A 19,924-nucleotide genomic window follows, 5' to 3' on the forward strand; every position below is an offset into this window, starting at 1 on the left:
GGTCACCGGTCGGCCGCCGACCCGATCGCGGCCGACCAGCGCAGCTCGCGCACGGTCGCCGTCCCGTCGCCGGACGCATCCAGCACCCGGGTCGCCCCGTCCACCGTGAACCCGGCCTCGGCCAGGAACCGCTGCCGATCCTCGTCGGGCTCGGGCACCCAGGCCCGCAGCACGCCGAAGCCGTTGTCCCGCAAGGTGTCTGCGCTCGCGTTGAGCAGTCGCGAGCCGTGCCCGCTCCCGGTGCTGGCGGGGTCGACGAGCAGCACGAGGATCTCGGCGTCCTGCCCGTCGACCGCGTCGGCGTCCGTGCCCGGGCTGAGCGCCACGAACGCGACGACGTCGGGCCCGGCGGTGGCCACCAGTACCCGGTGCTGCGGCGAGGGCGGGTCGGTGATGGCAGCCAGCCAGGACTCGGCGAGGGCTGGTGGCGCCAGGGCCGCCGCGGTGCGGTCCGGCAGCAGCTGCGCGTAGGCGGCCTGCCAGGCGTTGGCGTGCACCTGTCCGATCGCGTCGGCGTCCTGAGGGCGCGCGGGGCGGACGCCAGCGTCCGGGGTCGGGGTGCTCATCCGGGCATTCTCGCAGCACGTAGGGTCGTGCCCGTGACCGATCAGCTGCCCCGCACCGCCCTCGCCGGCCGGACGTTCGCGGCCGTCCTGTTCGACCTCGACGGCACGCTCGTGGACTCGACGGCCGCGGTGGTGCGCAGCTGGGTGACCTGGGCGGTGGAGCACGACGTCGACCCGGTGCGTCTGCAGGGCTTCCACGGCGTGCCCTCGCAGCAGATCGTCCGGGAGGTGCTGGGGGAGGAGCGGCTGCCCGGTGCCCTGGCCCGGATCGACGAGCTCGAGCTGCAGGACGTCGACGGCGTGGTCGTCCTGCCCGGCGCCTCGCAGGCGATCGCGGCCGTGCCCGGCGGCCGCGCCGCCATCGTCACCTCGTGCACCCGGCGGCTGGCGGCGGCGCGCATCGGGGCGTCCGGGCTGCTGGCACCGCAGGTCGTCGTGACGGCGGACGACGTCACCCGTGGCAAACCCGATCCGGAGCCGTTCCTGCTCGGAGCGCAGCGCCTCGGGGTCGCCGCGCGCGCCTGCCTGGTCGTCGAGGATGCACCCAGCGGCCTGGCCGCGGCTCGCGCGGCCGGGATGGCGACCCTGGCCGTCACCACCACGACCTCGCGGTCCGAGCTGGACGCCGACCTGGTGGTCGGGACCCTGGAGGACGTCGTCTTCCGGGCGGTGCCCGACGGCATCCAGGTCGTCGCCGGCTAGCTGGCGGCCATCCGCCGGTAGCGACGGAACCGGTACGGCAGGCCGTTGGCGGACTGGTGCCAGCCCTCGGCCGGGTCGGTGCCGGCGAGCGCCCAGTCCGCGCCGGTCAGGGCCGGGGCGTACGCGTCGCCCGCGACGTCGAGGTCGATCTCGGTGACGACGACCTCGTCGGCCAGTGGCAGCGCGGCGGCGTAGACCTGCGCACCGCCGATCACCCATACCGTGCCTGCGCTGGCCTCGCAGTGCAGGGCTTGGGCCAGGTCGTCGGTCACCTCGGCACCTTCCGCCTCGAACCCGGCGTCCCGGGAGAGGACGACGTTGCGGCGTCCGGGCAGGGGGCGGAACCTCTCGGGCAGGGACTGCCAGGTGGCCCGGCCCATCACGACCGTGCTCCCGGACGTGGCCTCGCGGAAGTGTCGCTGGTCCTCGGGCAGGTGCCAGGGCAGGGTGTTGCCGGCCCCGATCACCCCACCCCGGGCCTGCGCCCAGATCAGGGCGACGCTCACACGGCCACCGGGGCCTTGATGGCGGGGTGGTGCTGGTAGTCGACGACGGTGAGGTCGTCGTACTCGTACTCGAACAGCGATGCGGCCCGGCGCAGCTCGAGCTGCGGGAACGGGTACGGGTCGCGGCTGAGCTGCTCGGTGACCTGCTCGACGTGGTTGTCGTAGATGTGGCAGTCCCCGCCGGTCCAGATGAAGTCGCCTGGCTCGAGGCCGACCTGCTGGGCGACCATCCGGGTCAGCAGCGCGTAGCTCGCGATGTTGAAGGGCACGCCGAGGAACAGGTCGGCGCTGCGCTGGTACAGCTGGCAGGACAGCCGGCCCTGCGCGACGTAGAACTGGAACAGGGCGTGGCACGGCGCCAGCGCCATCTGCGGGATCTCGCCCACGTTCCAGGCCGACACGATCATGCGGCGCGAGTCCGGGTCGCGGCGCAAGGTGTCGAGCAGGTCGGTGATCTGGTCGACGTGCCGCCCGTCCGGCGTCGGCCAGGCCCGCCACTGCACGCCGTAGACCGGGCCGAGGTCGCCGTTCGCGTCGGCCCACTCGTCCCAGATGGTGACGCCGCGCTCCTGCAGCCAGCGCACGTTGCCGTCGCCGCGCAGGAACCAGAGCAGCTCGAGCGCCACGGACTTGAAGTGCACCCGCTTGGTGGTGACCAGGGGGAACGCCTGGTCGAGCGGGAACCGGAGCTGGGCGCCGAACACGCTACGGGTGCCGGTGCCCGTGCGGTCGCTCTTGGCCGCGCCGTTCGCCATCACGTGCCGCAGCAGGTCCTCGTACTGGGTGTCGGGCCGCCCGGCCAGGTCCGCGTGCATGCCACCACGGTAGCCAGCGCCCCCGACAGCCGACGGGTGCCGCGCCGCCCGAGCCGACGGCGGTAGGTTGGTCCCATGCCCAGCACGCCTTCGGCGAACCTCGACCAGACCCCGTTCGGTCGCGTCCTGACAGCCATGGTCACCCCGTTCACCGACGACGGTGCCCTCGACCTCGCCGCCGCCCAGACCCTCGCCACGCACCTGGTCGACCAGGGCAACGACGGCCTGGTGGTCAGCGGGACCACGGGGGAGTCGCCGACCACCACCGACGACGAGAAGGTCCTGCTGGTCCGCGCGGTCGTGGAGGCCGTGGGTGACCGGGCCCAGGTGGTCGCGGGCGTCGGGACCAACGACACCGCGCACAGCGTCGCGGGCGCCCGCCAGGCCGCAGCGGCCGGCGCGCACGGGCTGCTGGTCGTGACTCCCTACTACAGCAAGCCGCCGCAGGCCGGGCTGCTCGCCCACTTCACGACCGTGGCCGATGCCACGGACCTTCCGGTCATGCTCTACGACATCCCGGCTCGCAGCGCGACGGCGATCCACACCGAGACGCTGGTGCGGGCCGGTGAGCACGAGCGGATCGTCGCCGTGAAGGACGCCAAGGGCGACCTGTACGCGGGCGCCTGGGTGATGGCCCGCAGCGACCTGGCCTTCTACTCCGGGGACGACGCCGCGAACCTCGCGTGGCTGGCGCACGGGGCCGTGGGCATGGTGAGCGTGGTCTCGCACGTCGCGTCGTCGCACTACCGGGCGATGGTGGAGGCGGTGCTCGAGGGCGACCTGAACACCGCCCAGCGCATCTACCGCGAGCTCCTGCCCGCGGTGCGCGGCATCATGACCCGCACCCAGGGCGCCATCATGGCCAAGGCCGCCCTGCAGCTGCAGGGCGTGCTGAGCTCCAGGGCCGTCCGCCTGCCACTGGTGGAGGCGACCTCCGACGAGGTCTCCCTGCTGAAGACCGACCTGTCCGAGTCAGCCCTGCTGGAGGCACGCGCGTGAGCCATCCCCATCCCGAGCTGTCGCCGCCGCCGCCGCTCCCCCCCGGCGCCCTGCGCGTCGTCCCGCTCGGCGGGCTCGGCGAGGTCGGCCGCAACATGGCCGTGCTGGAGTTCGACGGCAAGCTGCTGATCATCGACTGCGGGGTGCTGTTCCCCGAGGACCACCAGCCCGGCGTCGACCTGATCCTGCCGGACTTCGAGTACATCGCCGACCGCCTCGACGACATCGTGGCCGTCGTGCTGACGCACGGTCACGAGGACCACATCGGCGCCGTCCCGTACCTGCTCCGGCTGCGCCGGGACATCCCGCTGGTCGGTTCGCAGCTGACGCTGGCGCTGGTCGAGGCGAAGCTGAAGGAGCACCGGATCGCCCCGCTCACGCTGGGGGTGCGTGAGGGCCAGACCGAGCAGTTCGGACCCTTCGCCTGCGAGTTCGTCGCGGTCAACCACTCGATCCCCGACGCGCTCGCCGTCGCGGTGACCACGGGCGCCGGCACGGTCCTGCACACCGGCGACTTCAAGATGGACCAGCTGCCGCTGGACGGCCGGATCACCGACCTGCGCGCGTTCGCGCGGTTGGGCGAGGCCGGAGTGGACCTGTTCATGGTCGACTCGACGAACGCCGAGGTGCCGGGCTTCACCGTCTCCGAGCGCGAGATCGCGCCCGTGCTGGACCGCGTCTTCGCCGGGGCCGAGCGCCGCCTGATCGTGGCCTCCTTCGCCTCGCACGTGCACCGCGTGCAGCAGGTGCTCAACGCCGCGCACGCGCACGGCCGCCGGGTCGCGCTGGTCGGCCGCTCGATGGTGCGCAACATGGGCGTGGCCAAGGAGCTGGGCTACCTCAACGTGCCCGACGGCGTGCTGATCGACGTCAAGGCGGTCGACGACCTGCCGGACGACCAGGTGGTGCTGATGTGCACCGGGTCGCAGGGCGAGCCGATGGCCGCGCTGTCCCGGATGGCCGGCAACGACCACCGGGTGCGGATCAACGAGGGCGACACCGTGGTGCTGGCCTCGTCGCTGATCCCGGGCAACGAGAACGCGGTCTTCCGGGTGATCAACGGGCTGACCCGGCTCGGCGCGAAGGTCGTGCACCAGGGCAACGCCAAGGTGCACGTGTCCGGCCACGCGAGCGCGGGCGAGCTGCTCTACTGCTACAACATCCTGCGCCCGCGCAACGTGATGCCCGTCCACGGCGAGACCCGGCACCTGGTCGCCAACCGGGACATCGCCGTCTCCACCGGCATCCCGTACGACCGGGTCGTGATGGCCGAGGACGGCGTCGTCGTCGACCTGCAGGACGGCGTGGCCCGGGTGGTCGGCGCCGTGCCCTGCGGGTACGTGTACGTCGACGGTTCCAGCGTCGGTGAGATCACCGACGCCGACCTGAAGGACCGCCGCATCCTCGGCGAGGAGGGCTTCATCTCCATCGTCGTGGTGGTCGACTCCGGCACCGGCAAGATCGTCGCCGGTCCCGAGATCCACGCCCGCGGCTTCGCCGAGGGCGACGAGGTCTTCGACGGGATCCGGCCGCAGCTGGAGTCCGCGCTGGCCGAGGCGATCGACCAGGGCACCACCGACAACTACCAGCTCCAGCAGGTGGTGCGCCGGGTCGTGGGGCGCTGGGTCGGCGGCAAGCTGCGTCGTCGTCCGATGATCATCCCGGTGGTCGTCTCCGCCTGAGCCGTCCTGGTCAAGGTCGCGCCGCTTCGTGCCGACACTTCAGCGCACCAGGTCCGAGGGCGACGAGGAGGTCACCATGCCGGCGTGGAGCGCCCTGGGCGCCCGATCTCGTCGGCGTGCCCGCCAGACGGGGCTGGCAGCGGTGGTCGACCGCAGCTTCCGGCTGGTCATCGCCGGCTCGCTGGTGATCGTCGTGGTGCTCGGCCTGCTGCTGCTCTGGCTGACCACGACGTCGCGTGACGAGGTGGACCGCTACGAGCGCGCCCTGTCCGCGACCCAGGCCGGGCACACCGCGATGCTGGACCAGGAGAGCAGCCTGCGCGGGTTCGTCTCCACGAACGACCTGGCGTTCGTGCGCTCGTACGCCAAGGCGCGCGGTGACATGGAGCTGGCGAACCAGCGACTGCTCAGCACGGACGGGCGGGGTCAGGTCACCAAGGCCCTGGTCGACCTGCGGCTCGCGCAGCAGCGCTGGGTCAGCGAGTGGGCGGTCGAGGCCGCCGGTGGCCTGGCGCCCGGCGCGGTCGGCAGCGACGAGCGGACGGCCTTCCTGCTGCACGACAAGGTCCTGTTCGACCAGTACGGCGACGCGCGGGCCGATGCGGACGAGCTCATCACCGCCCAGCTCGCTACCGCGCGTCACCACCAGGTCGTGGCGCTGGGACTGGTCGCCGGAGCCAGCATGGCGATCGGCCTGGGCATGTTCGTGGTCGCCCTGAGCCGGCGCCGGCGGCTGCGCCGCGACGTCCTCGCACCGGTCCGGGGCGTGCTGGACGGGTTGGACGCGGTCGCGGACGGACGCTACGACGAGCCGGTACAGGTCCAGGGCGCCCGCGAGCTGATCGACGTCGTCGACGGCCTCAACCGGATGACCGACCGGCTGGCCCGGGCCCGCGACGCCGCCGCCGCTCGCGAGCAGCACATCTCCGACCAGTCGGAGCAGCTGCGCAGCATCCTGACGATGGTGCGCGAGATCGGCGGCAGCCTGAACCTGGACTACGTGGTCGCGTCCGTGGTCGGTGGCGTGGGCCGGATCGTCGGCGCCGACCGGGTCGCGGTCTGGCTCACCAGCCCGGACGGCGGTGCGCTGGTCGAGGCGCTCGGTGCGCGTCCCGCCGGCAGCCCGACGCGCCCCCCGGTCGAGCTGGGCGGTGGCGTGATCGGCCGGGCGGCGAAGTACAGCCGGCTGGTGACCGACACCGGCGAGGGCGGCAGCCAGCGCCTCGCCGTCCCGCTCGTCGTGGGGTCCCGCGTGGTCGGGGTGCTCGACCTCGAGCTCGACGACCTCACGCCGCTGACCGACGGCGCGATCGAGGTCCTGGAGACGCTGGCCGTGCACTCGGCGACGGCGCTGGAGGCGGCCCGCCTGCACGAGGACGCCTCGCACGCGAGCGAGCACGACGCCCTGACCCAGCTGGCGAACCGCCGACGTCTGGACGCCGACCTGGCGCTCGAGTGCGAGCGCAGCGCGCGCTACGCCCGGCCGCTGGCGTTCGTGATGCTCGACCTCGACCACTTCAAACGGGTCAACGACGAGCACGGTCACGCCCGGGGCGACCAGGTGCTGCAGGCCGTCGCGGACGTGCTGACCGCAGCCCTGCGGGCGTCCGACACGGCGTACCGCTACGGCGGTGAGGAGCTCGCGATCATCCTGCGCGAGAGCGACCTGAGCGCGGCGATCGAGGTCGCGGAGCGGCTGCGCGAGCGGATCGAGACCGTGTTCTCGGCCCCGGGCGAGGTCGCCGTGACCGCCTCGTTCGGGGTGGCCGAGCTCGGGCCCCGGACCGCCATGCCGTCGGCGATCGTCGCGGCGGCCGACGAGGCCCTGTACGAGGCCAAGCGCGGTGGCCGCAACCAGGTGCGCGCCGGCGGTCAGCACTCCGCGGCCTGAGGGCGACCCGAGCCCGAGTCACCTGGTGTGCGTGTGGCGGACGTGAAAACTGTGACTCGGGCGGTACCGTGCTCATCATGGCGACCCGTACGTCTTCCCCCGTACGTCGGTCGGGCAGCACCCGCACGAGCAGCAAGACCGGCAGCACGCGGACCACGTCCCGCAGCTCCGGCGGCTCGCGGGGGAGCACGCGCCCGGCCGGCCGCAAGCCTGCCCCCAAGTCCGGACTGCCGCTGCCGCTGCGCGCGCTGCGCGGGCTGTGGATGGGCACCGCCCACCTTGCCGGCGGGACCGCCCGCCGGATCGGGCACAGCGCGCGCGACCTGGACCCCGCGCACCGTCGTGACGGCATCGGCTTCGCGCTCATCGCGGTGGCCATCGTCGTCGCGGCCCGCGAGTGGTGGGGCCTGGACGGCCCGGTGGGCGACGGGGTGCACGCGATCGTCGCCGGCACCTTCGGGCGGGTCGCGCTGGTGCTCCCGCTGGTGCTGCTCGCGCTCGGCGTCCGGATGCTGCGCCACCCGGAGGCGACGGGTGCCAACAGCCGGGTGTCCATCGGCCTGACCACGCTGGCGGTCGCGGCCTGCGGGCTGGTGCACATCTCCCGCGGTATGCCGGACATCAGCGACGGCTGGGACCAGGTGCGCGACGCCGGTGGGGTCATCGGCTTCCTCGCCTCCAGTCCGCTGGACCAGGCGATCACCGTCTGGGGCGCCGGGCTGCTCCTCGGCCTGGTCGGCTTCTTCGGCCTGCTCGTGATCACCGCGACCCCGGTGCACGCCATCCCGAGCCGGCTGCGCCACCTGGTCGACGTGCTGACCGGGCACGCCGGCGACGCCGACGCCGCCGCACCGGTCACCGACGAGGACGCGCCGACCCCGCGCGGACGCCGGGCCCGGCGCAGCGCGGCTGACCTGGCCGACGGCGAGCGGGACGGCGACGAGGCCTTCGAGAAGGCGGCCGTGGTGGATGCGGAGGGCCGGCGCCTGCGGCCGGGCCAGAAGCGCCCGGCCGGGTCAGGCTTCCCGGGTGCCCTGGCCGAGACCGCTGCCGCCGGGTCGGCCGCCGTGCCGGCCACACCCTCGCCGGCCGAAGAGGACCTGGTCGCCCCGCCGACCAACCCGCTGCCGACCCGGGTCGAGCAGCTCGCGCTGGCCGGGGACGTCACGTACACGTTGCCGGGCAACGAGATCCTGGCGCCGGGCAGCCCGCACAAGGCCCGCAGCGCAGCCAACGACCGCGTGGTGGAGGCGTTGTCCGGGGTGCTCGAGCAGTTCGACATCGACGCCCAGGTCACCGGCTTCACCCGGGGTCCCACCGTCACCCGCTACGAGGTCGAGCTCGGCAAGGGCACCAAGGTCGAGCGGGTCACCGCGCTGAGCAAGAACATCGCCTACGCGGTGGCCAGCGCCGACGTCCGGATCCTGTCCCCGATCCCGGGCAAGAGCGCCATCGGCATCGAGATCCCGAACACCGACCGCGAGAAGGTCAGCCTGGGTGACGTCCTGCGCAGCAGCACCGCCCGGGACAACCACCACCCGATGGTCATGGGTGTCGGCAAGGACGTCGAGGGCGGCTACGTCATCGCCAACCTGGCCAAGATGCCGCACCTGCTGGTGGCGGGTGCGACCGGCGCGGGCAAGTCGTCCTTCGTGAACTCGATGATCACCTCGATCCTGATGCGCTCGACGCCGGACGAGGTGCGGATGGTCCTGGTCGACCCCAAGCGGGTTGAGCTCACCGGGTACGAGGGCATCCCGCACCTGATCACCCCGATCATCACGAACCCGAAGAAGGCGGCCGAGGCGCTGCAGTGGGTCGTGCGCGAGATGGACACCCGGTACGACGACCTGGCGGCGTTCGGGTTCAAGCACATCGACGACTTCAACCGGGCGGCGCGGGCCGGCAAGGTCGTCCCGCCGCCGGGCAGTGAGCGGGTCGTCAAGCCCTACCCCTACCTGCTGGTCATCGTCGACGAGCTGGCCGACCTGATGATGGTCGCGCCGCGTGACGTCGAGGACTGCATCGTCCGGATCACCCAGCTGGCCCGGGCCGCCGGCATCCACCTGGTGCTCGCCACCCAGCGCCCGAGCGTGGACGTCGTCACCGGCCTGATCAAGGCCAACGTGCCGAGCCGGATGGCGTTCGCCACCTCCAGCCTGGCGGACAGCCGGGTCGTGCTCGACCAACCCGGCGCCGAGAAGCTCATCGGGCAGGGCGACGCGTTGTTCCTGCCGATGGGGGCGAGCAAGCCGATGCGCGTGCAGGGCGCCTGGGTGACCGAGAGCGAGGTCGCCAAGGTCGTCGAGCACGTCAAGAAGCAGCTCAGCCCTCGCTACCGGGACGACGTCGTGGTCACCCAGGCCAAGAAGCAGGTGGACGAGGACATCGGCGACGACCTCGACCTGCTGCTGCAGGCCACCGAGCTCGTGGTGACCACGCAGTTCGGCTCGACGTCCATGCTGCAGCGCAAGCTGCGGGTGGGCTTCGCCAAGGCGGGGCGGCTGATGGACCTGCTCGAGTCGCGCGGCGTGGTCGGCCCGAGCGAGGGCAGCAAGGCTCGCGACGTGCTGGTGAAGGCCGACGACCTGCCCGCCACGCTGGCGCTGCTGCGGGGCGAGGAGCCGCTGCTGGACGACGTCTACGACGCCGCGGCCGACGCGGTCGGGCCGGACCCCCTCGGCGGCACCTCGCGGGACTACTCGGACGACGGCTCGGACGACGCCTCCGAGGACGCCTGGGACCTGACCGACCGGCGCTGACCTGCTGGTTCGGGTGGCCGGACTGGGGGACGCCTATGTCACTCGGCGGTCCGATTCGCCCGTAGGATGGTGGGGTTGATCAGCAGCGGGAGGACCCCGGCATGAGCGGGCAGGAGCACGGCGAGAACGCCGCGCCGCTCGGTCATGCCCTGCGTGAGGCGCGCGAGGCCAGGGGCCTGTCGGACGTCCAGATCGGCGAGGCGATCAACCTGCGGGCGACTGTGGTGCGAGCCATCGAGAGCGACGACTTCACCCTCTGCGGGGGTGACGTGTACGCCCGCGGGCACGTCCGCGCCTACGCCAAGCAGGTCGGCCTGGACGCCGCACCGCTGCTCGACGCGTACGCCCAGCGCAAGGGAGTCCAGGCTCCGCCGCCCGTCCGGACCACCGGTCCGGTGGACCGGCCGCTGACCGGTCCGATCCCGACCAACCGGCCCGGCCGCTCCGGTCAGCCGACGGTGGTGCCGGACGGTGCGGTCCCACCCACGGGCCCGATCGCGGCCCGGCCGACCCTGCGGCGCGCCCCGGGCTGGAGCTCGAAGGAGCGCCCGCTCGAGCGTTCCGGGCCGAACCGGGCGCTCATCGTGGGCGCTGCCCTCGCCGTGCTGCTGGTCTTCCTGCTCGTCCAGGTCATCGGCGACCTCCGCTCACCGGGCCGCGGGACCACCCAGGTCGCGTCGCCCAGCGTGTCCGTGCCGGCCGGGCAGGCCGGGGAGCCGACCCCGAGCCCGACGCCCAGCGCCACCTCGACGTCCACGGGCGAGCCGACGTCCACGTCGTCGCCCACGTCGACGAAGCCGTCGAACGCGGCGGGCGTCGCGGTCGCGATGAACGTCACCGGTGACTCCTGGGTCTCGGTGCGGGACGCGTCGGGCAAGTCGGTGTTCTCGGGCCTGTTGGTCAAGGGCGACAAGCGCAAGTTCAGCGACGGCAAGGGGTTGCGGCTCACCCTGGGCAACGCCGGTGGCGTCCGGCTGACCGTGAACGGCAAGCCGCTCGGTGCGGCCGGCGCGGAGGGTCAGGTCGTCCGGCTCAAGTTCGGACCTGACGACCCTGCGTGATGTGTGCTGCCGCAACGAGTTTAGTTGCTGAACGTCACTGATCCTTTGCGGTTCGTGACCGTTGTGGCCCGTATGAGGTCTTGATCCGACATAGCCATCGAATGTGGCTATGGTGTGCTCGGGCTCGAGGCGCGGGGGCGTCTTGTCGTCGGGCCGGGGGATGCCGAGATGCGAGGTACGGATTCGTGGTGGTCGTGGCCGCACTGCGCGGCGGGGGAGCCGATGCTCCGGGAGTCGTGCGCTGCGAGGTCGCTGAGACGGGGTCGATCCTGGCGGCGGTGCCTCCCGGTGACGAGGCCGTCGTGGTCCTCGGCGAGGAGCGCGACGCGGCCCTGGTCCGGGCCCAGGCCAGCGTGCTGGCGGACCGGGACGACGACCGCGCGGTAGCCGCTCGACCCATCCCGCACTCTCCGCTCGCCGTGCTGGCGCTCGCCGCGCTGGCCGCCGGCAGCCCGTCGCGCGACGCCGGCCAGGTCATGGCCGAGCTCGACGCCGCGATCTCCGCCACCCTGTCGCTGGCCTGGACCCGGGGCGTCGGCGGCCTCGCCGAACCGCAGCCGACCCTGCGCCAGCACCTGCGCTCCTGGCTGCCCTGGGGCGCCGGTTTCGTCGTCCAGCACTTCCCCGCCCGGGGCGTCCTGCCGGTCGGCGGCAGCCCACGCACCCCGTGGCCCGCCGGCTCCGAGGCCATCCGGCACGAGCTGTGGGTCAGCGGCGACGCACCGCAGCGCGCCCTGGACTGGGCGCACGCCGCCGGTGGCACCCAGACCGCCCGTCGGGTCGCCGCCGCGGTGGACCCCAAGCAGCGCTACGGCGCGCCCGGCGCCGTCGAGATGTGCGCCGTGCCCACCAACCCCGGCGCGCTCGTCCGCTGGGTCACCGACTCGACCTGCCCCGTCTGCACCCGACTGACTCCCACCGGCACGTGCGCCTTCTGCAAGCGCTCGTCGTCTCCCATCGCCCTTCTTGGAGGTACCGAGTGAATCCTCGTCAACGACGAGGCGTCCTGCTGATGGTGATGGCCGGGCTCGCCGCGGTCGTCGTGTTCGTGGCGCTCGCTTCCTACGTCGGCCAGGTCAACAGCCAGGTCGGCGCCAAGATGACCGTCTGGAAGGCCAGCAAGGACGTGCCGGCCTTCAGCCAGCTCACCTCGGCCGACCTCGAGCAGGTCTCCGTGCCCGAGAAGTGGGCCCCCAGCACCAGCGTGACCAACTCCGAGCAGCTGGACGGGCGCAAGGTCGGCTTCAACGTCAAGGCCGGCACCTTCATCACCCAGGACATGCTGGTGCCGCCCTCGGACCTGAGCCCGACCGAGCGCGAGATCGCCATCGACGTGAACGCCGTCACCGGCGTGGCCGGGCGGGTCCAACCCGGCGACTTCGTGGACATCTACGCGGTGTTCGCCGACGTCCCCGGGCTGGCCAAGCAGGTCCGGGTGCTGGTCCGCAACGTGCGGGTGATCTCGGTGGGTGGTCGTCAGACCGTCCAGGCCGACCCGTCCCAGGACGAGGACGGCAAGGCCTCGGACGTGATCCCGGTCTCCCTCGCGCTCGAGCCGAACGACGCGCTCGCGGTGACCTACGCCGGTGCCTTCGCCGAGGAGGTGCGCCTGGTGAAGCTGCCGACCGGCAACACCCAGAACCGCAGCGGCGAGAGCGACAAGTACGACGCCGAGCGGCTGGGCGGCAAGGCCGTGGCCGAGGAGGGCAAGTGATCGTCGTCGTCCTCGGCTGCGCCGAGCAGGCCCTGAGCTACGAGCTCCGCTCGCGACTCGCCGAGATCGGCGACGTCGAGGTCGCCTACGTCGCCGAGTCCAGCCAGGAGCTGACGAACGCGGTGCTGCGCTTCGAGCCCGACGTGGTGTTCCTGCACGACGAGCTCGGCCCCCAGCCGTACGCCGACGTCGTGCGCGACCTGTCGATCCGTCGTCCCGGCACCGCCTCGGTGGTGGTCAGCAGTGACACCGGGAGCGAGTCGTACGCCGCCGCGATGGAGGCTGGCGCTCGCGGCATCGTCACCTACCCGCTCAGCTTCGAGGAGGTGCAGACGCGCCTGCAGTCCGCGAACGACTGGGCCCGCACCATGAAGCGCATCGTCTCCGGCGACAGCGGGCAGGACGGGCTGGGCGGCGCGAACGTGATCGCGCTCTCCGGTGCCAAGGGTGGCGTGGGCACCACGACGCTCGCGGTGCACTTCGGGCTGGACGTCGTCGCCCAGGTCGAGGGGTACCGCGTCGTGCTGGTCGACCTAGACCTGGAGAAGGGCGACGTCACGAGCCTGATCGACGTCCGCTGGCGCAGCTCGATCGCCGACCTGGCGAAGGTCGCCGACGACCTCAGCGCCCGGACCGTGGTCGACGCCGTCGTCCCGCACGAGAGCGGCCTGCACCTGCTCCCGGCGCCGACCGACGTCCGGGACGTCGAGTACGTGACGCCGTCCGCGGTGCGCCGGATCATCACGCTGCTGCGCCAGCACTACGACCTGGTGCTGCTGGACGTCGGCAGCCACGTGACACCGGTCCAGGCCGCCGCGGTCGAGCTGGCCGACGAGGTGCTCGTGGTGACCACGCCGGACGTGCTGGCCCTGCGGGCGTTGCGTCGTCAGACCACGGCCTGGGAGCAGCTCGGCGTCCGCAAGCACGACATGGTGCGGGTGCTCGTCAACCAGGCCAGCCGGGACGACGAGGTGCAGGCCGACACGCTGCGCAAGCTCGCCCAGTCGCCGGTCGTCTCCGCCGCCATGCCCGCTCTCTACCGCAAGCTCGAGCCCGCGGTGAACGCTCGGGACGCGTCCGCGCTGAAGGAGCCGGTGTGGTTCCAGGCGCTGCGGGCCATCGGTGCCGAGGTCGGCATGGTCCGGGTCACCGCGAACGAGGGCGCGGCGGCCGCCGCGCTGGAGGAGTCGGCGACCCGTCGCGGCCGGCGGCGCGAGGCGTCCCGGCTGAGCCGTCGCCGTCAGCCCAGCCCGGACGCCGGACAGGTGACGCTGGAGACGGTGGCCCTCCTGCCGCTCGTGCTGCTGATCCTGGCGATCTGCTGGCAGATCGGCGTCACGGCCATGTCGTCGGTCTGGCTGAACAGCGCCGCCACGGCTGCCTCGCACGCCGTGTCGGTCGGGAGCAGCGCCGCCGAGGTCAACGACGCGGCCAAGGACCGCGTTCCGGACGGCTTTCGCGACCGGGTCGCGGTGACACCCGCCGTCGGCGGCGACCCGAGCCGGGTGCGGGTCACCGTCAACGTCCCGCTGGTCACCTTCGCGCTGGGCTCGCCGTGGGACCTCTCGGTGACCCGCAAGGTGGTGACCGAGCCGTGAGCCCCACCCGTGCGAACAGGGTCCGTCCGCGCCGGGCTGGCGGCGACCGCGGCGTCGCGTCGCTCGAGCTCGTCGCCCTGCTGCCGGTGACCCTGTTCATCATGGCCGTGGTGGTCCAGCTCGTCCTCGGCCTGGCCACGGTGCAGGCCACCAACGACGCCGCGCGGCAGGCGGCCCGGGCCTACAGCCAGGGCCGCAGCGCCTCGCAGGCCGCGCAGGACTCGCTGCCGGCCCGGATGGACGTGGAGTCCCTGAGCACGTTCGGCCCGGACTACGGCGTCTCGATCACGGTCCAGGTGCCGATGGTCGCTCCCGGGCTGCCGGCGTGGACGGTCACCCGCAAGGCCGTGATGCCGTGAGGGGCCAGTTCTCCGAAGGCTTCGCCGGGCCGGGCCGCGACGACGACACCCGGACCGGCTCGGCCGCGGCCACCGGCACCTCCGGCGCCTCGGCCGGGGAGACCGACCAGCGGCTGGTCGAGCGCTTCAAGACCAAGCTGCTCGACGAGGTCGACCTGCACGAGCTGGGCCGGCTGGACGCCGCTCAGCGCCGCGTGCGGCTCGAGCGGGTCCTCGCCCACCTGGTCTCCCGCGAAGGCATCATCCTGTCCAGCCGGGAGCGCAACGCGCTCATCCGGCGCGTGGTGGACGACGCCGTGGGCCTCGGCGTGCTCGAGCCACTGCTCGGCGACGACACCATCAGCGAGATCATGATCAACGGCCACCAGGAGCTCTACGTCGAGCGCTTCGGCCAGCTCCAGCGGATGCCCTCGGGGTTCACCAGCGAGGAGCAGCTGCTGCAGACCATCGACCGGATGGTCAGCACCGTGAACCGCCGGGTCGACGAGTCGAGCCCCATGGTCGACGCCCGGCTGCCACCGGACGCCCGGATGCCGCGCGGCGCGCGCGTCCACGTCGTCCTGCCGCCCCTGGCCCTGAACGGACCGACGGTCACGATCCGGCTGTTCCCCAAGGCGTACGGGCTGGACGAGCTGCTCAAGCGCGGCAGCCTCAACCGGCAGACGGCCGAGCTGCTGGCCGCCTGCGTGCGGGCCCGGATGAACATCATCGTGTCCGGCGGTACGGCTTCGGGAAAGACGACGATGCTGAACGCGCTGTCGGCCTTCATCCCCGAGCACGAGCGGATCATCACCATCGAGGACGCCGCCGAGCTGTCCCTGCAGCAGCAGCACCTGGTCCGGCTGGAGACGCGCCCGCCGAACGTCGAGGGTCGCGGGCAGGTGACGATCCGCGACCTGGTGCGCAACGCCTTGCGCATGCGGCCCGACCGGATCATCGTCGGCGAGGTCCGGGCCGGCGAGGCGCTGGACATGCTGCAGGCGATGAACACCGGTCACGAGGGCTCCCTCGCCACCGTGCACGCCAACACCAGCGCGGACGCGCTGGCCCGGCTCGAGACGCTGGCGTCGATGAGCGACGTCGAGGTGCCGTTCCGCGCGTTGCACGAGCAGGTGAACGAGGCGGTCGACATCGTCGTCCAGCTGCAACGCGGGTCGGACGGCACCCGGCGGATCACCGAGGTGGCCTGCCTGGAGTCCCGCCGCGACGCACCCTTCGAGGTCCGGCCGGTGATGACCTGGGAGCCGGAGCACATCGGGCCGGACGGCAAGCGCGGAAGCTTCGTCAGCCACCCGGTCCCGCGTTCGCTGGTGCGCAAGCTGCGCCGCGCGGGCGAGGAGCTCCCGGGATCGGTGCACGCTCTGGACCCGCTGACCGGCTCGTCGATGGAGTGGGCCGAGTGATGCTCGCGCTCGCCTTCGCCGCGCTGCTGGTCGCCTCCTTCCTGGCGGTGGCCGGACTGCGGGACGTGCTGGTCGCCACCGGCCGCACGCAGCGGCTGCGGCTGCTGGTCGTGGACGACTCCCTGGACGCGCGGGCCTCCGCCATGTTCGTCTGGAACCGGCGCTTCGTGCGGACCCGCCCGGGTCGCTGGGTGCAGCGCCAGCTCGTGCTGGCCGGCGTGGAGCGGCCGCCGCTGCTGGTGGCGATCGTGGTCGCCGCGGCCGCCGTGGCCTCGGGCTGGGCGCTGTTCGTGGTGCTCGCGCCCGTGTTCGCCCTGCTCGGCGCCGTGATCGGCCTGCAGGGGCTGCGGGTCTTCCTGGCCCGGGCCCGCGACCGCCGCCTGGAGGCGTTCATCAACCAGATGCCCGAGCTCGCTCGGGTGCTGGCGAACGCGACGAGCGCCGGGCTCTCGATCCGCACCGCGATCGACATGGCCGCCGACGAGCTGGCCGACCCGGCCAGCACCGAGCTGCGCATCGTGGCCGACCAGATGCGCGTCGGTGCGGACCTGGAGACGGCGATGGCGCAGATCAACGAGCGGCTGCCGTCGCGGGAGATCCGGGTGCTGATCTCGACGCTGCTGGTCTCCTCCCGCAGTGGCGGCTCGCTGGTGACCTCGCTGCGCGACATCGCCGACACCCTCGAGATGCGCAAGGAGGTGCGCCGCGAGGTGCGCACCGTCCTGGCGCAGGCGGTCCTCACGGGCTACCTCGTGGTCGGGCTGGGCCTGATGCTCACCGCGGGGTTGAACCTCTTCCACTCGGGCACGGTGCAGCGGATGACCACCGAGCCGCTCGGTCAGGCGGCCCTGCTCACCAGCGGCGTCCTGTACGCGATCGGGCTGCTGATGATCCGCCGGATCACCCGGATCGAACCATGACGGCGCTGTTCGCGGTGCCCGCGCTGTGCGGACTCGTGGGGCTGGGGCTGGTCGTGCTGTTCGCCGTGGGCTACCGGATGACGAAGTCCGACGCGACGACCGGGCTGGCCGTCGAGGACCTGGTGCTGCTGCGCGACGAGCAGCGACGCGAGGCTCGGGGGCTGGGGCCGCTGGAGCGGCTGGCCGGCAAGCTGGTGCCGTCGGTCCGCTCGGTGATCGGGGTCCGTGGAGTGGCCTCCCTGCAGCGGCGGATCGACGCCGCCGGCCGTCCGGACGGCCTGACCGTCGACGTGTTCCTGCGCCGGGTCGCCATGTGGCTGCTGATCTTCCTCGCTCCGGGTCTGGTGTTCCTGGTCAACGGTCAGCCCCTGTTCACGGTGCTCTGCGTGGTCGCGGCGGTCTTCCTGCCGCTGGGTCGGCTGGCGGGCGCACAACGGATCCGGTCGGAGACGATCGACCGCGACCTGCCGGACTTCCTCGACGTCCTCGCGGTGACGGTGACCGCCGGCGTCGCCTTCCGGCCGGCGCTGGCCCGGGTCAGCGAACGCTTCCAGGGCCCGTTGGCGGACGAGATCCTGCTCACCCTCGGTCAGCTCGGCAACGGGGCCAGCCTGCGCAGCGCCTTCAACGCGCTGCGCGATCGCACCGGCTCGGAGCCGGTCTCGCAGTTCGTCACGGCCTTCCTGCAGTCCGAGGAGCTCGGCGCCCCGCTGGCCGACACGCTCAACCAGATCGCGGCGGACATGCGGCGCGACAGCGGCCAGCGGATGCGGCGACGGGCCGCGCGGGCTGCACCGCGGGTCACCCTGGTCACCTCCATGATCCTCGTGCCCGCGGTCATGGTCACCCTGCTGGTGGGCTTCTTCATCGGGTCCGGTGTGGACTTCGGGGCGCTGTTCGGTGGCTGAGGCGACGTGGGTCGTCGGCGACCAGGAGCACGACGGCGGGCTCGGCCGGATGATCCGGCTGTCCTTCCTGCTGCGCCTGGGGACGGTCGCGCTGACCACCGTCTCGTTCGTGCGGACGCCGCCGACGCCGTGGGTGCTGGCGGCGACGGTCGCGGTCGGTGCCGTGAGCATCGCCGGCTTCCTGGCCGAGGAGCGCGTGACGGCGCTGTGCGTGCGTCATCCGCTGATCGTGCTCGCCGACGTCGTCGGGTCGATGGCGGTGGTGAACATCGTCGGCGTGAACAGCCCCCTGGTGCTGGCCAGCCTGACGACGGTGTTCATCGTCGGCCTCATCCTGGAGCTGCGGGCCGGCACCGTGGTCGTGGTCGGCGCGGTCGCCCTGTACCTGCTGGCGGTCGCGGACAGCGAGAACCCGGACTTCCTGACCTCGGCGGTCATCCCGCTGCTCTACGTGGCGCTGTTCACGATCGCGCACGCCTACCGACGCTCGACCCGTGAGCAGGTGCGGGGCTTCGAGACCCTGGCCCGGGTCCGCGCCGACGAGAGCACGGCGAACGAGCGCGCCCGGCTCGCCCGCGAGATGCACGACTCGCTGGCCAAGACGTTGCACGGCATCGCCATGGGGGCCACGGCGCTGCCGGACTGGGTGGAGCGCGACCCCGCCCGGGCCATCGAGTACGCCCGCGCGCTGGCGGACGGAGCGGAGCAGGCTGCCGCCGAGGCCCGCGCCATCCTGGTGCGGATGCGGGCCGACCAGCCCGATCGCCCGTTGGCGGAGATCCTGGGTGCGCTCTGCCAGGAGTTCGCCCAGGAGGCGGGCCTTCGCTGCACCTTCGAGGCGCACGACGTGGCCGACGTGCCGCACGAGGCGCGCTACGAGCTGGTCAGCATCGCCGGTGAGGCGCTCGAGAACGTCCGCCGGCACGCGGACGCCTCCGAGGTCGGGGTCAGCCTGCAGGGGCGCCCCGACTCCGTCGAGCTCGTGGTCGCGGACAACGGCCGGGGCTTCGACGCCACTGCGGCCGGCCCCAAGGGTCACTTCGGGATGCAGGGCATGACCGAGCGCGCGCGCCAGGTCGGCGGCGACCTCACGGTCACCTCGTGCCCCGCTGAGGGCACGACGATCCGGGTGCGGATCCCGGTGGCTCAGGAAGGCGACGAGAGAGGGATCGCATGAGCAGCGCACCGACGCCGGACGTCGACAGCCAGGACGTGCCGCGCGAGCGGCCGGTCACGGTGGCGGTGGTGGACGACAACTCCCTGATCCGGATGGGCCTGCGCAGCCTGCTCGAGGCCGACCCGCGGGTGCACGTGGTGGGTGAGGCGGGCGACGGCGAGGCCGCCGTGCAGCTCGTCCGGCAGACCCTGCCGGACGTCGTGCTGCTCGACGTCCGGATGCCGCGCCGGGACGGCGTCTCGGCACTGGCCGAGATCCGGGACCACTCCAAGGTCGTCATGCTCACCTACAGCGACGCGCCCGACGTCATCCGGGCCGCGCTCGAGGCCGGGGCCACGGGCTACCTCGTGCACGGGCAGTTCCGCCCCGAGGACCTCGTCTCCTCGGTGCTGGGGGCCGCCGCCGGGTCCTCCGTGATGTCCGCACCGGCGATGGACGCCTTGCGGAACGCCCTGATCCAGCAGGCGCCGGAGCCTGCGGCGCCGCACCGTCCGGACGCCGGGCTGAGCGAGCGCGAGGTCGAGGTGATGGACCTGATCGGGCGGGGCCTCACGAACGGCCAGATCGCCCGCGAGTGCTACCTGTCAGAGAAGACGGTCAAGAACCACGTGAACCACATCTTCGCGAAGCTGGGCGTGCGCACCCGCGCCGAGGCGGTCTCGCTCTGGCTCGGTGGGGCGTCGTGACCCACCGGAGCAGTCCCGCGGGTGGGCCCGGCGGTAGGTCCGGAAAGTGGGTCCGGCGTGGGCCCTGCGGCTCATGAACCAGGCTCCGACGGCTCATAACGTTGTCCTTGTCAGCAGGGCCCCCCGGCGGGGGGAGCGGGGCAGGCCCGCAACGACAAGGACTTCGACCAGAGGA

18 protein-coding genes are annotated in these 19,924 nt (G+C 72.7%); 15 read left to right on the forward strand and 3 right to left on the reverse strand.

Features of this window, described 5'->3' with window-relative positions:
* Nucleotides 1-2: 2 nt before the first annotated feature.
* Entirely contained in the window at nucleotides 3-566 is a 564-nt protein-coding gene (locus ABEB17_RS09245; protein WP_345716414.1) for a GNAT family N-acetyltransferase, read from the reverse strand.
* Nucleotides 567-599: 33 nt separating this feature from the next.
* Here ABEB17_RS09245 and ABEB17_RS09250 point away from each other — a divergent pair, with 33 nt between their 5' ends.
* The gene (locus tag ABEB17_RS09250; RefSeq protein ID WP_345716415.1) at nucleotides 600-1,268 is read left to right on the forward strand and encodes an HAD-IA family hydrolase; all 669 of its coding nucleotides are present in this window, start codon (nucleotides 600-602) and stop codon (nucleotides 1,266-1,268) included.
* Here the strand turns inward: ABEB17_RS09250 and ABEB17_RS09255 are convergent.
* Together ABEB17_RS09255 and ABEB17_RS09260 are read right to left on the reverse strand one after the other, a co-directional pair.
* The gene (locus ABEB17_RS09255) at nucleotides 1,265-1,774 is read right to left on the reverse strand and encodes a dihydrofolate reductase (RefSeq protein WP_345716416.1); all 510 of its coding nucleotides are present in this window, start codon (nucleotides 1,772-1,774) and stop codon (nucleotides 1,265-1,267) included. The two genes, ABEB17_RS09250 and ABEB17_RS09255, sit on opposite strands and share 4 nt — an antisense overlap.
* A complete protein-coding gene (locus tag ABEB17_RS09260; RefSeq protein ID WP_345716417.1) occupies nucleotides 1,771-2,589 on the reverse strand; it encodes a thymidylate synthase in 819 nt (272 codons plus the stop codon). The genes ABEB17_RS09255 and ABEB17_RS09260 overlap by 4 nt, the downstream gene beginning before the upstream one ends.
* 75 nt (nucleotides 2,590-2,664) lie before the next feature.
* Between ABEB17_RS09260 and dapA the strand changes: the two genes are divergently transcribed.
* The 14 genes from dapA to ABEB17_RS09330 all read left to right on the forward strand — a co-directional run bounded on the left by dapA (nucleotide 2,665) and on the right by ABEB17_RS09330 (nucleotide 19,749).
* A complete protein-coding gene (gene dapA, locus ABEB17_RS09265) occupies nucleotides 2,665-3,588 on the forward strand; it encodes a 4-hydroxy-tetrahydrodipicolinate synthase (protein ID WP_345716418.1) in 924 nt (307 codons plus the stop codon).
* Nucleotides 3,585-5,270: a ribonuclease J gene (locus ABEB17_RS09270; RefSeq protein WP_345716419.1), complete on the forward strand. Its 1,686-nt coding sequence runs from the start codon at nucleotides 3,585-3,587 to the stop codon at nucleotides 5,268-5,270. The genes dapA and ABEB17_RS09270 overlap by 4 nt, the downstream gene beginning before the upstream one ends.
* A gap of 28 nt (nucleotides 5,271-5,298) precedes the next feature.
* A complete protein-coding gene (locus ABEB17_RS09275; protein WP_345716420.1) occupies nucleotides 5,299-7,161 on the forward strand; it encodes a diguanylate cyclase in 1,863 nt (620 codons plus the stop codon).
* A gap of 77 nt (nucleotides 7,162-7,238) precedes the next feature.
* Nucleotides 7,239-9,923, forward strand: a complete 2,685-nt coding sequence (locus ABEB17_RS09280) for a DNA translocase FtsK (RefSeq protein WP_345716421.1) — start codon at nucleotides 7,239-7,241, stop codon at nucleotides 9,921-9,923.
* A gap of 101 nt (nucleotides 9,924-10,024) precedes the next feature.
* Nucleotides 10,025-10,984, forward strand: a complete 960-nt coding sequence (locus ABEB17_RS09285; RefSeq protein ID WP_345716422.1) for a helix-turn-helix domain-containing protein — start codon at nucleotides 10,025-10,027, stop codon at nucleotides 10,982-10,984.
* A 278-nt stretch (nucleotides 10,985-11,262) separates the two neighbouring features.
* Nucleotides 11,263-11,967, forward strand: a complete 705-nt coding sequence (locus ABEB17_RS09290) for a hypothetical protein (protein ID WP_345716423.1) — start codon at nucleotides 11,263-11,265, stop codon at nucleotides 11,965-11,967.
* Nucleotides 11,964-12,698, forward strand: a complete 735-nt coding sequence (gene cpaB, locus ABEB17_RS09295; protein ID WP_345716424.1) for a Flp pilus assembly protein CpaB — start codon at nucleotides 11,964-11,966, stop codon at nucleotides 12,696-12,698. Before ABEB17_RS09290 ends, cpaB begins: the two co-directional genes overlap by 4 nt.
* Nucleotides 12,695-14,296, forward strand: a complete 1,602-nt coding sequence (locus tag ABEB17_RS09300) for a CpaE/TadZ family protein (RefSeq protein WP_345716425.1) — start codon at nucleotides 12,695-12,697, stop codon at nucleotides 14,294-14,296. Before cpaB ends, ABEB17_RS09300 begins: the two co-directional genes overlap by 4 nt.
* On the forward strand, nucleotides 14,293-14,655 hold the full coding sequence (locus ABEB17_RS09305) for a TadE/TadG family type IV pilus assembly protein (RefSeq protein ID WP_345716426.1): 363 nt from the start codon (nucleotides 14,293-14,295) through the stop codon (nucleotides 14,653-14,655). The genes ABEB17_RS09300 and ABEB17_RS09305 overlap by 4 nt, the downstream gene beginning before the upstream one ends.
* Entirely contained in the window at nucleotides 14,652-16,058 is a 1,407-nt protein-coding gene (locus ABEB17_RS09310) for a TadA family conjugal transfer-associated ATPase (protein WP_378226920.1), read from the forward strand. Before ABEB17_RS09305 ends, ABEB17_RS09310 begins: the two co-directional genes overlap by 4 nt.
* Nucleotides 16,058-16,978 carry a type II secretion system F family protein gene (locus ABEB17_RS09315; protein WP_345717313.1) on the forward strand — a complete coding sequence of 307 codons (921 nt, stop codon included), beginning with the start codon at nucleotides 16,058-16,060 and terminating at the stop codon, nucleotides 16,976-16,978. The genes ABEB17_RS09310 and ABEB17_RS09315 overlap by 1 nt, the downstream gene beginning before the upstream one ends.
* Nucleotides 16,975-17,886: a type II secretion system F family protein gene (locus ABEB17_RS09320; protein WP_345716427.1), complete on the forward strand. Its 912-nt coding sequence runs from the start codon at nucleotides 16,975-16,977 to the stop codon at nucleotides 17,884-17,886. Before ABEB17_RS09315 ends, ABEB17_RS09320 begins: the two co-directional genes overlap by 4 nt.
* On the forward strand, nucleotides 17,879-19,063 hold the full coding sequence (locus tag ABEB17_RS09325; RefSeq protein WP_345716428.1) for a sensor histidine kinase: 1,185 nt from the start codon (nucleotides 17,879-17,881) through the stop codon (nucleotides 19,061-19,063). Before ABEB17_RS09320 ends, ABEB17_RS09325 begins: the two co-directional genes overlap by 8 nt.
* Nucleotides 19,060-19,749: a response regulator gene (locus tag ABEB17_RS09330; RefSeq protein ID WP_345716429.1), complete on the forward strand. Its 690-nt coding sequence runs from the start codon at nucleotides 19,060-19,062 to the stop codon at nucleotides 19,747-19,749. Before ABEB17_RS09325 ends, ABEB17_RS09330 begins: the two co-directional genes overlap by 4 nt.
* Nucleotides 19,750-19,924: the final 175 nt, after the last annotated feature.

It is taken from the genome of Angustibacter luteus (assembly GCF_039541115.1).
Taxonomy (GTDB): domain Bacteria; phylum Actinomycetota; class Actinomycetes; order Actinomycetales; family Angustibacteraceae; genus Angustibacter; species Angustibacter luteus.

Coding starts and splice junctions, on each gene's coding strand:
- ABEB17_RS09245 (WP_345716414.1), bottom strand. CDS start 566: ATGAGCACCCCGACCCCGGACGCTGGCGTCCGCCCCGCGCGCCCTCAG.
- ABEB17_RS09260 (WP_345716417.1), bottom strand. CDS start 2,589: ATGCACGCGGACCTGGCCGGGCGGCCCGACACCCAGTACGAGGACCTG.
- dapA (WP_345716418.1), top strand. CDS start 2,665: ATGCCCAGCACGCCTTCGGCGAACCTCGACCAGACCCCGTTCGGTCGC.
- ABEB17_RS09280 (WP_345716421.1), top strand. CDS start 7,239: ATGGCGACCCGTACGTCTTCCCCCGTACGTCGGTCGGGCAGCACCCGC.
- ABEB17_RS09285 (WP_345716422.1), top strand. CDS start 10,025: ATGAGCGGGCAGGAGCACGGCGAGAACGCCGCGCCGCTCGGTCATGCC.
- ABEB17_RS09315 (WP_345717313.1), top strand. CDS start 16,058: ATGCTCGCGCTCGCCTTCGCCGCGCTGCTGGTCGCCTCCTTCCTGGCG.
- ABEB17_RS09320 (WP_345716427.1), top strand. CDS start 16,975: ATGACGGCGCTGTTCGCGGTGCCCGCGCTGTGCGGACTCGTGGGGCTG.
- ABEB17_RS09330 (WP_345716429.1), top strand. CDS start 19,060: ATGAGCAGCGCACCGACGCCGGACGTCGACAGCCAGGACGTGCCGCGC.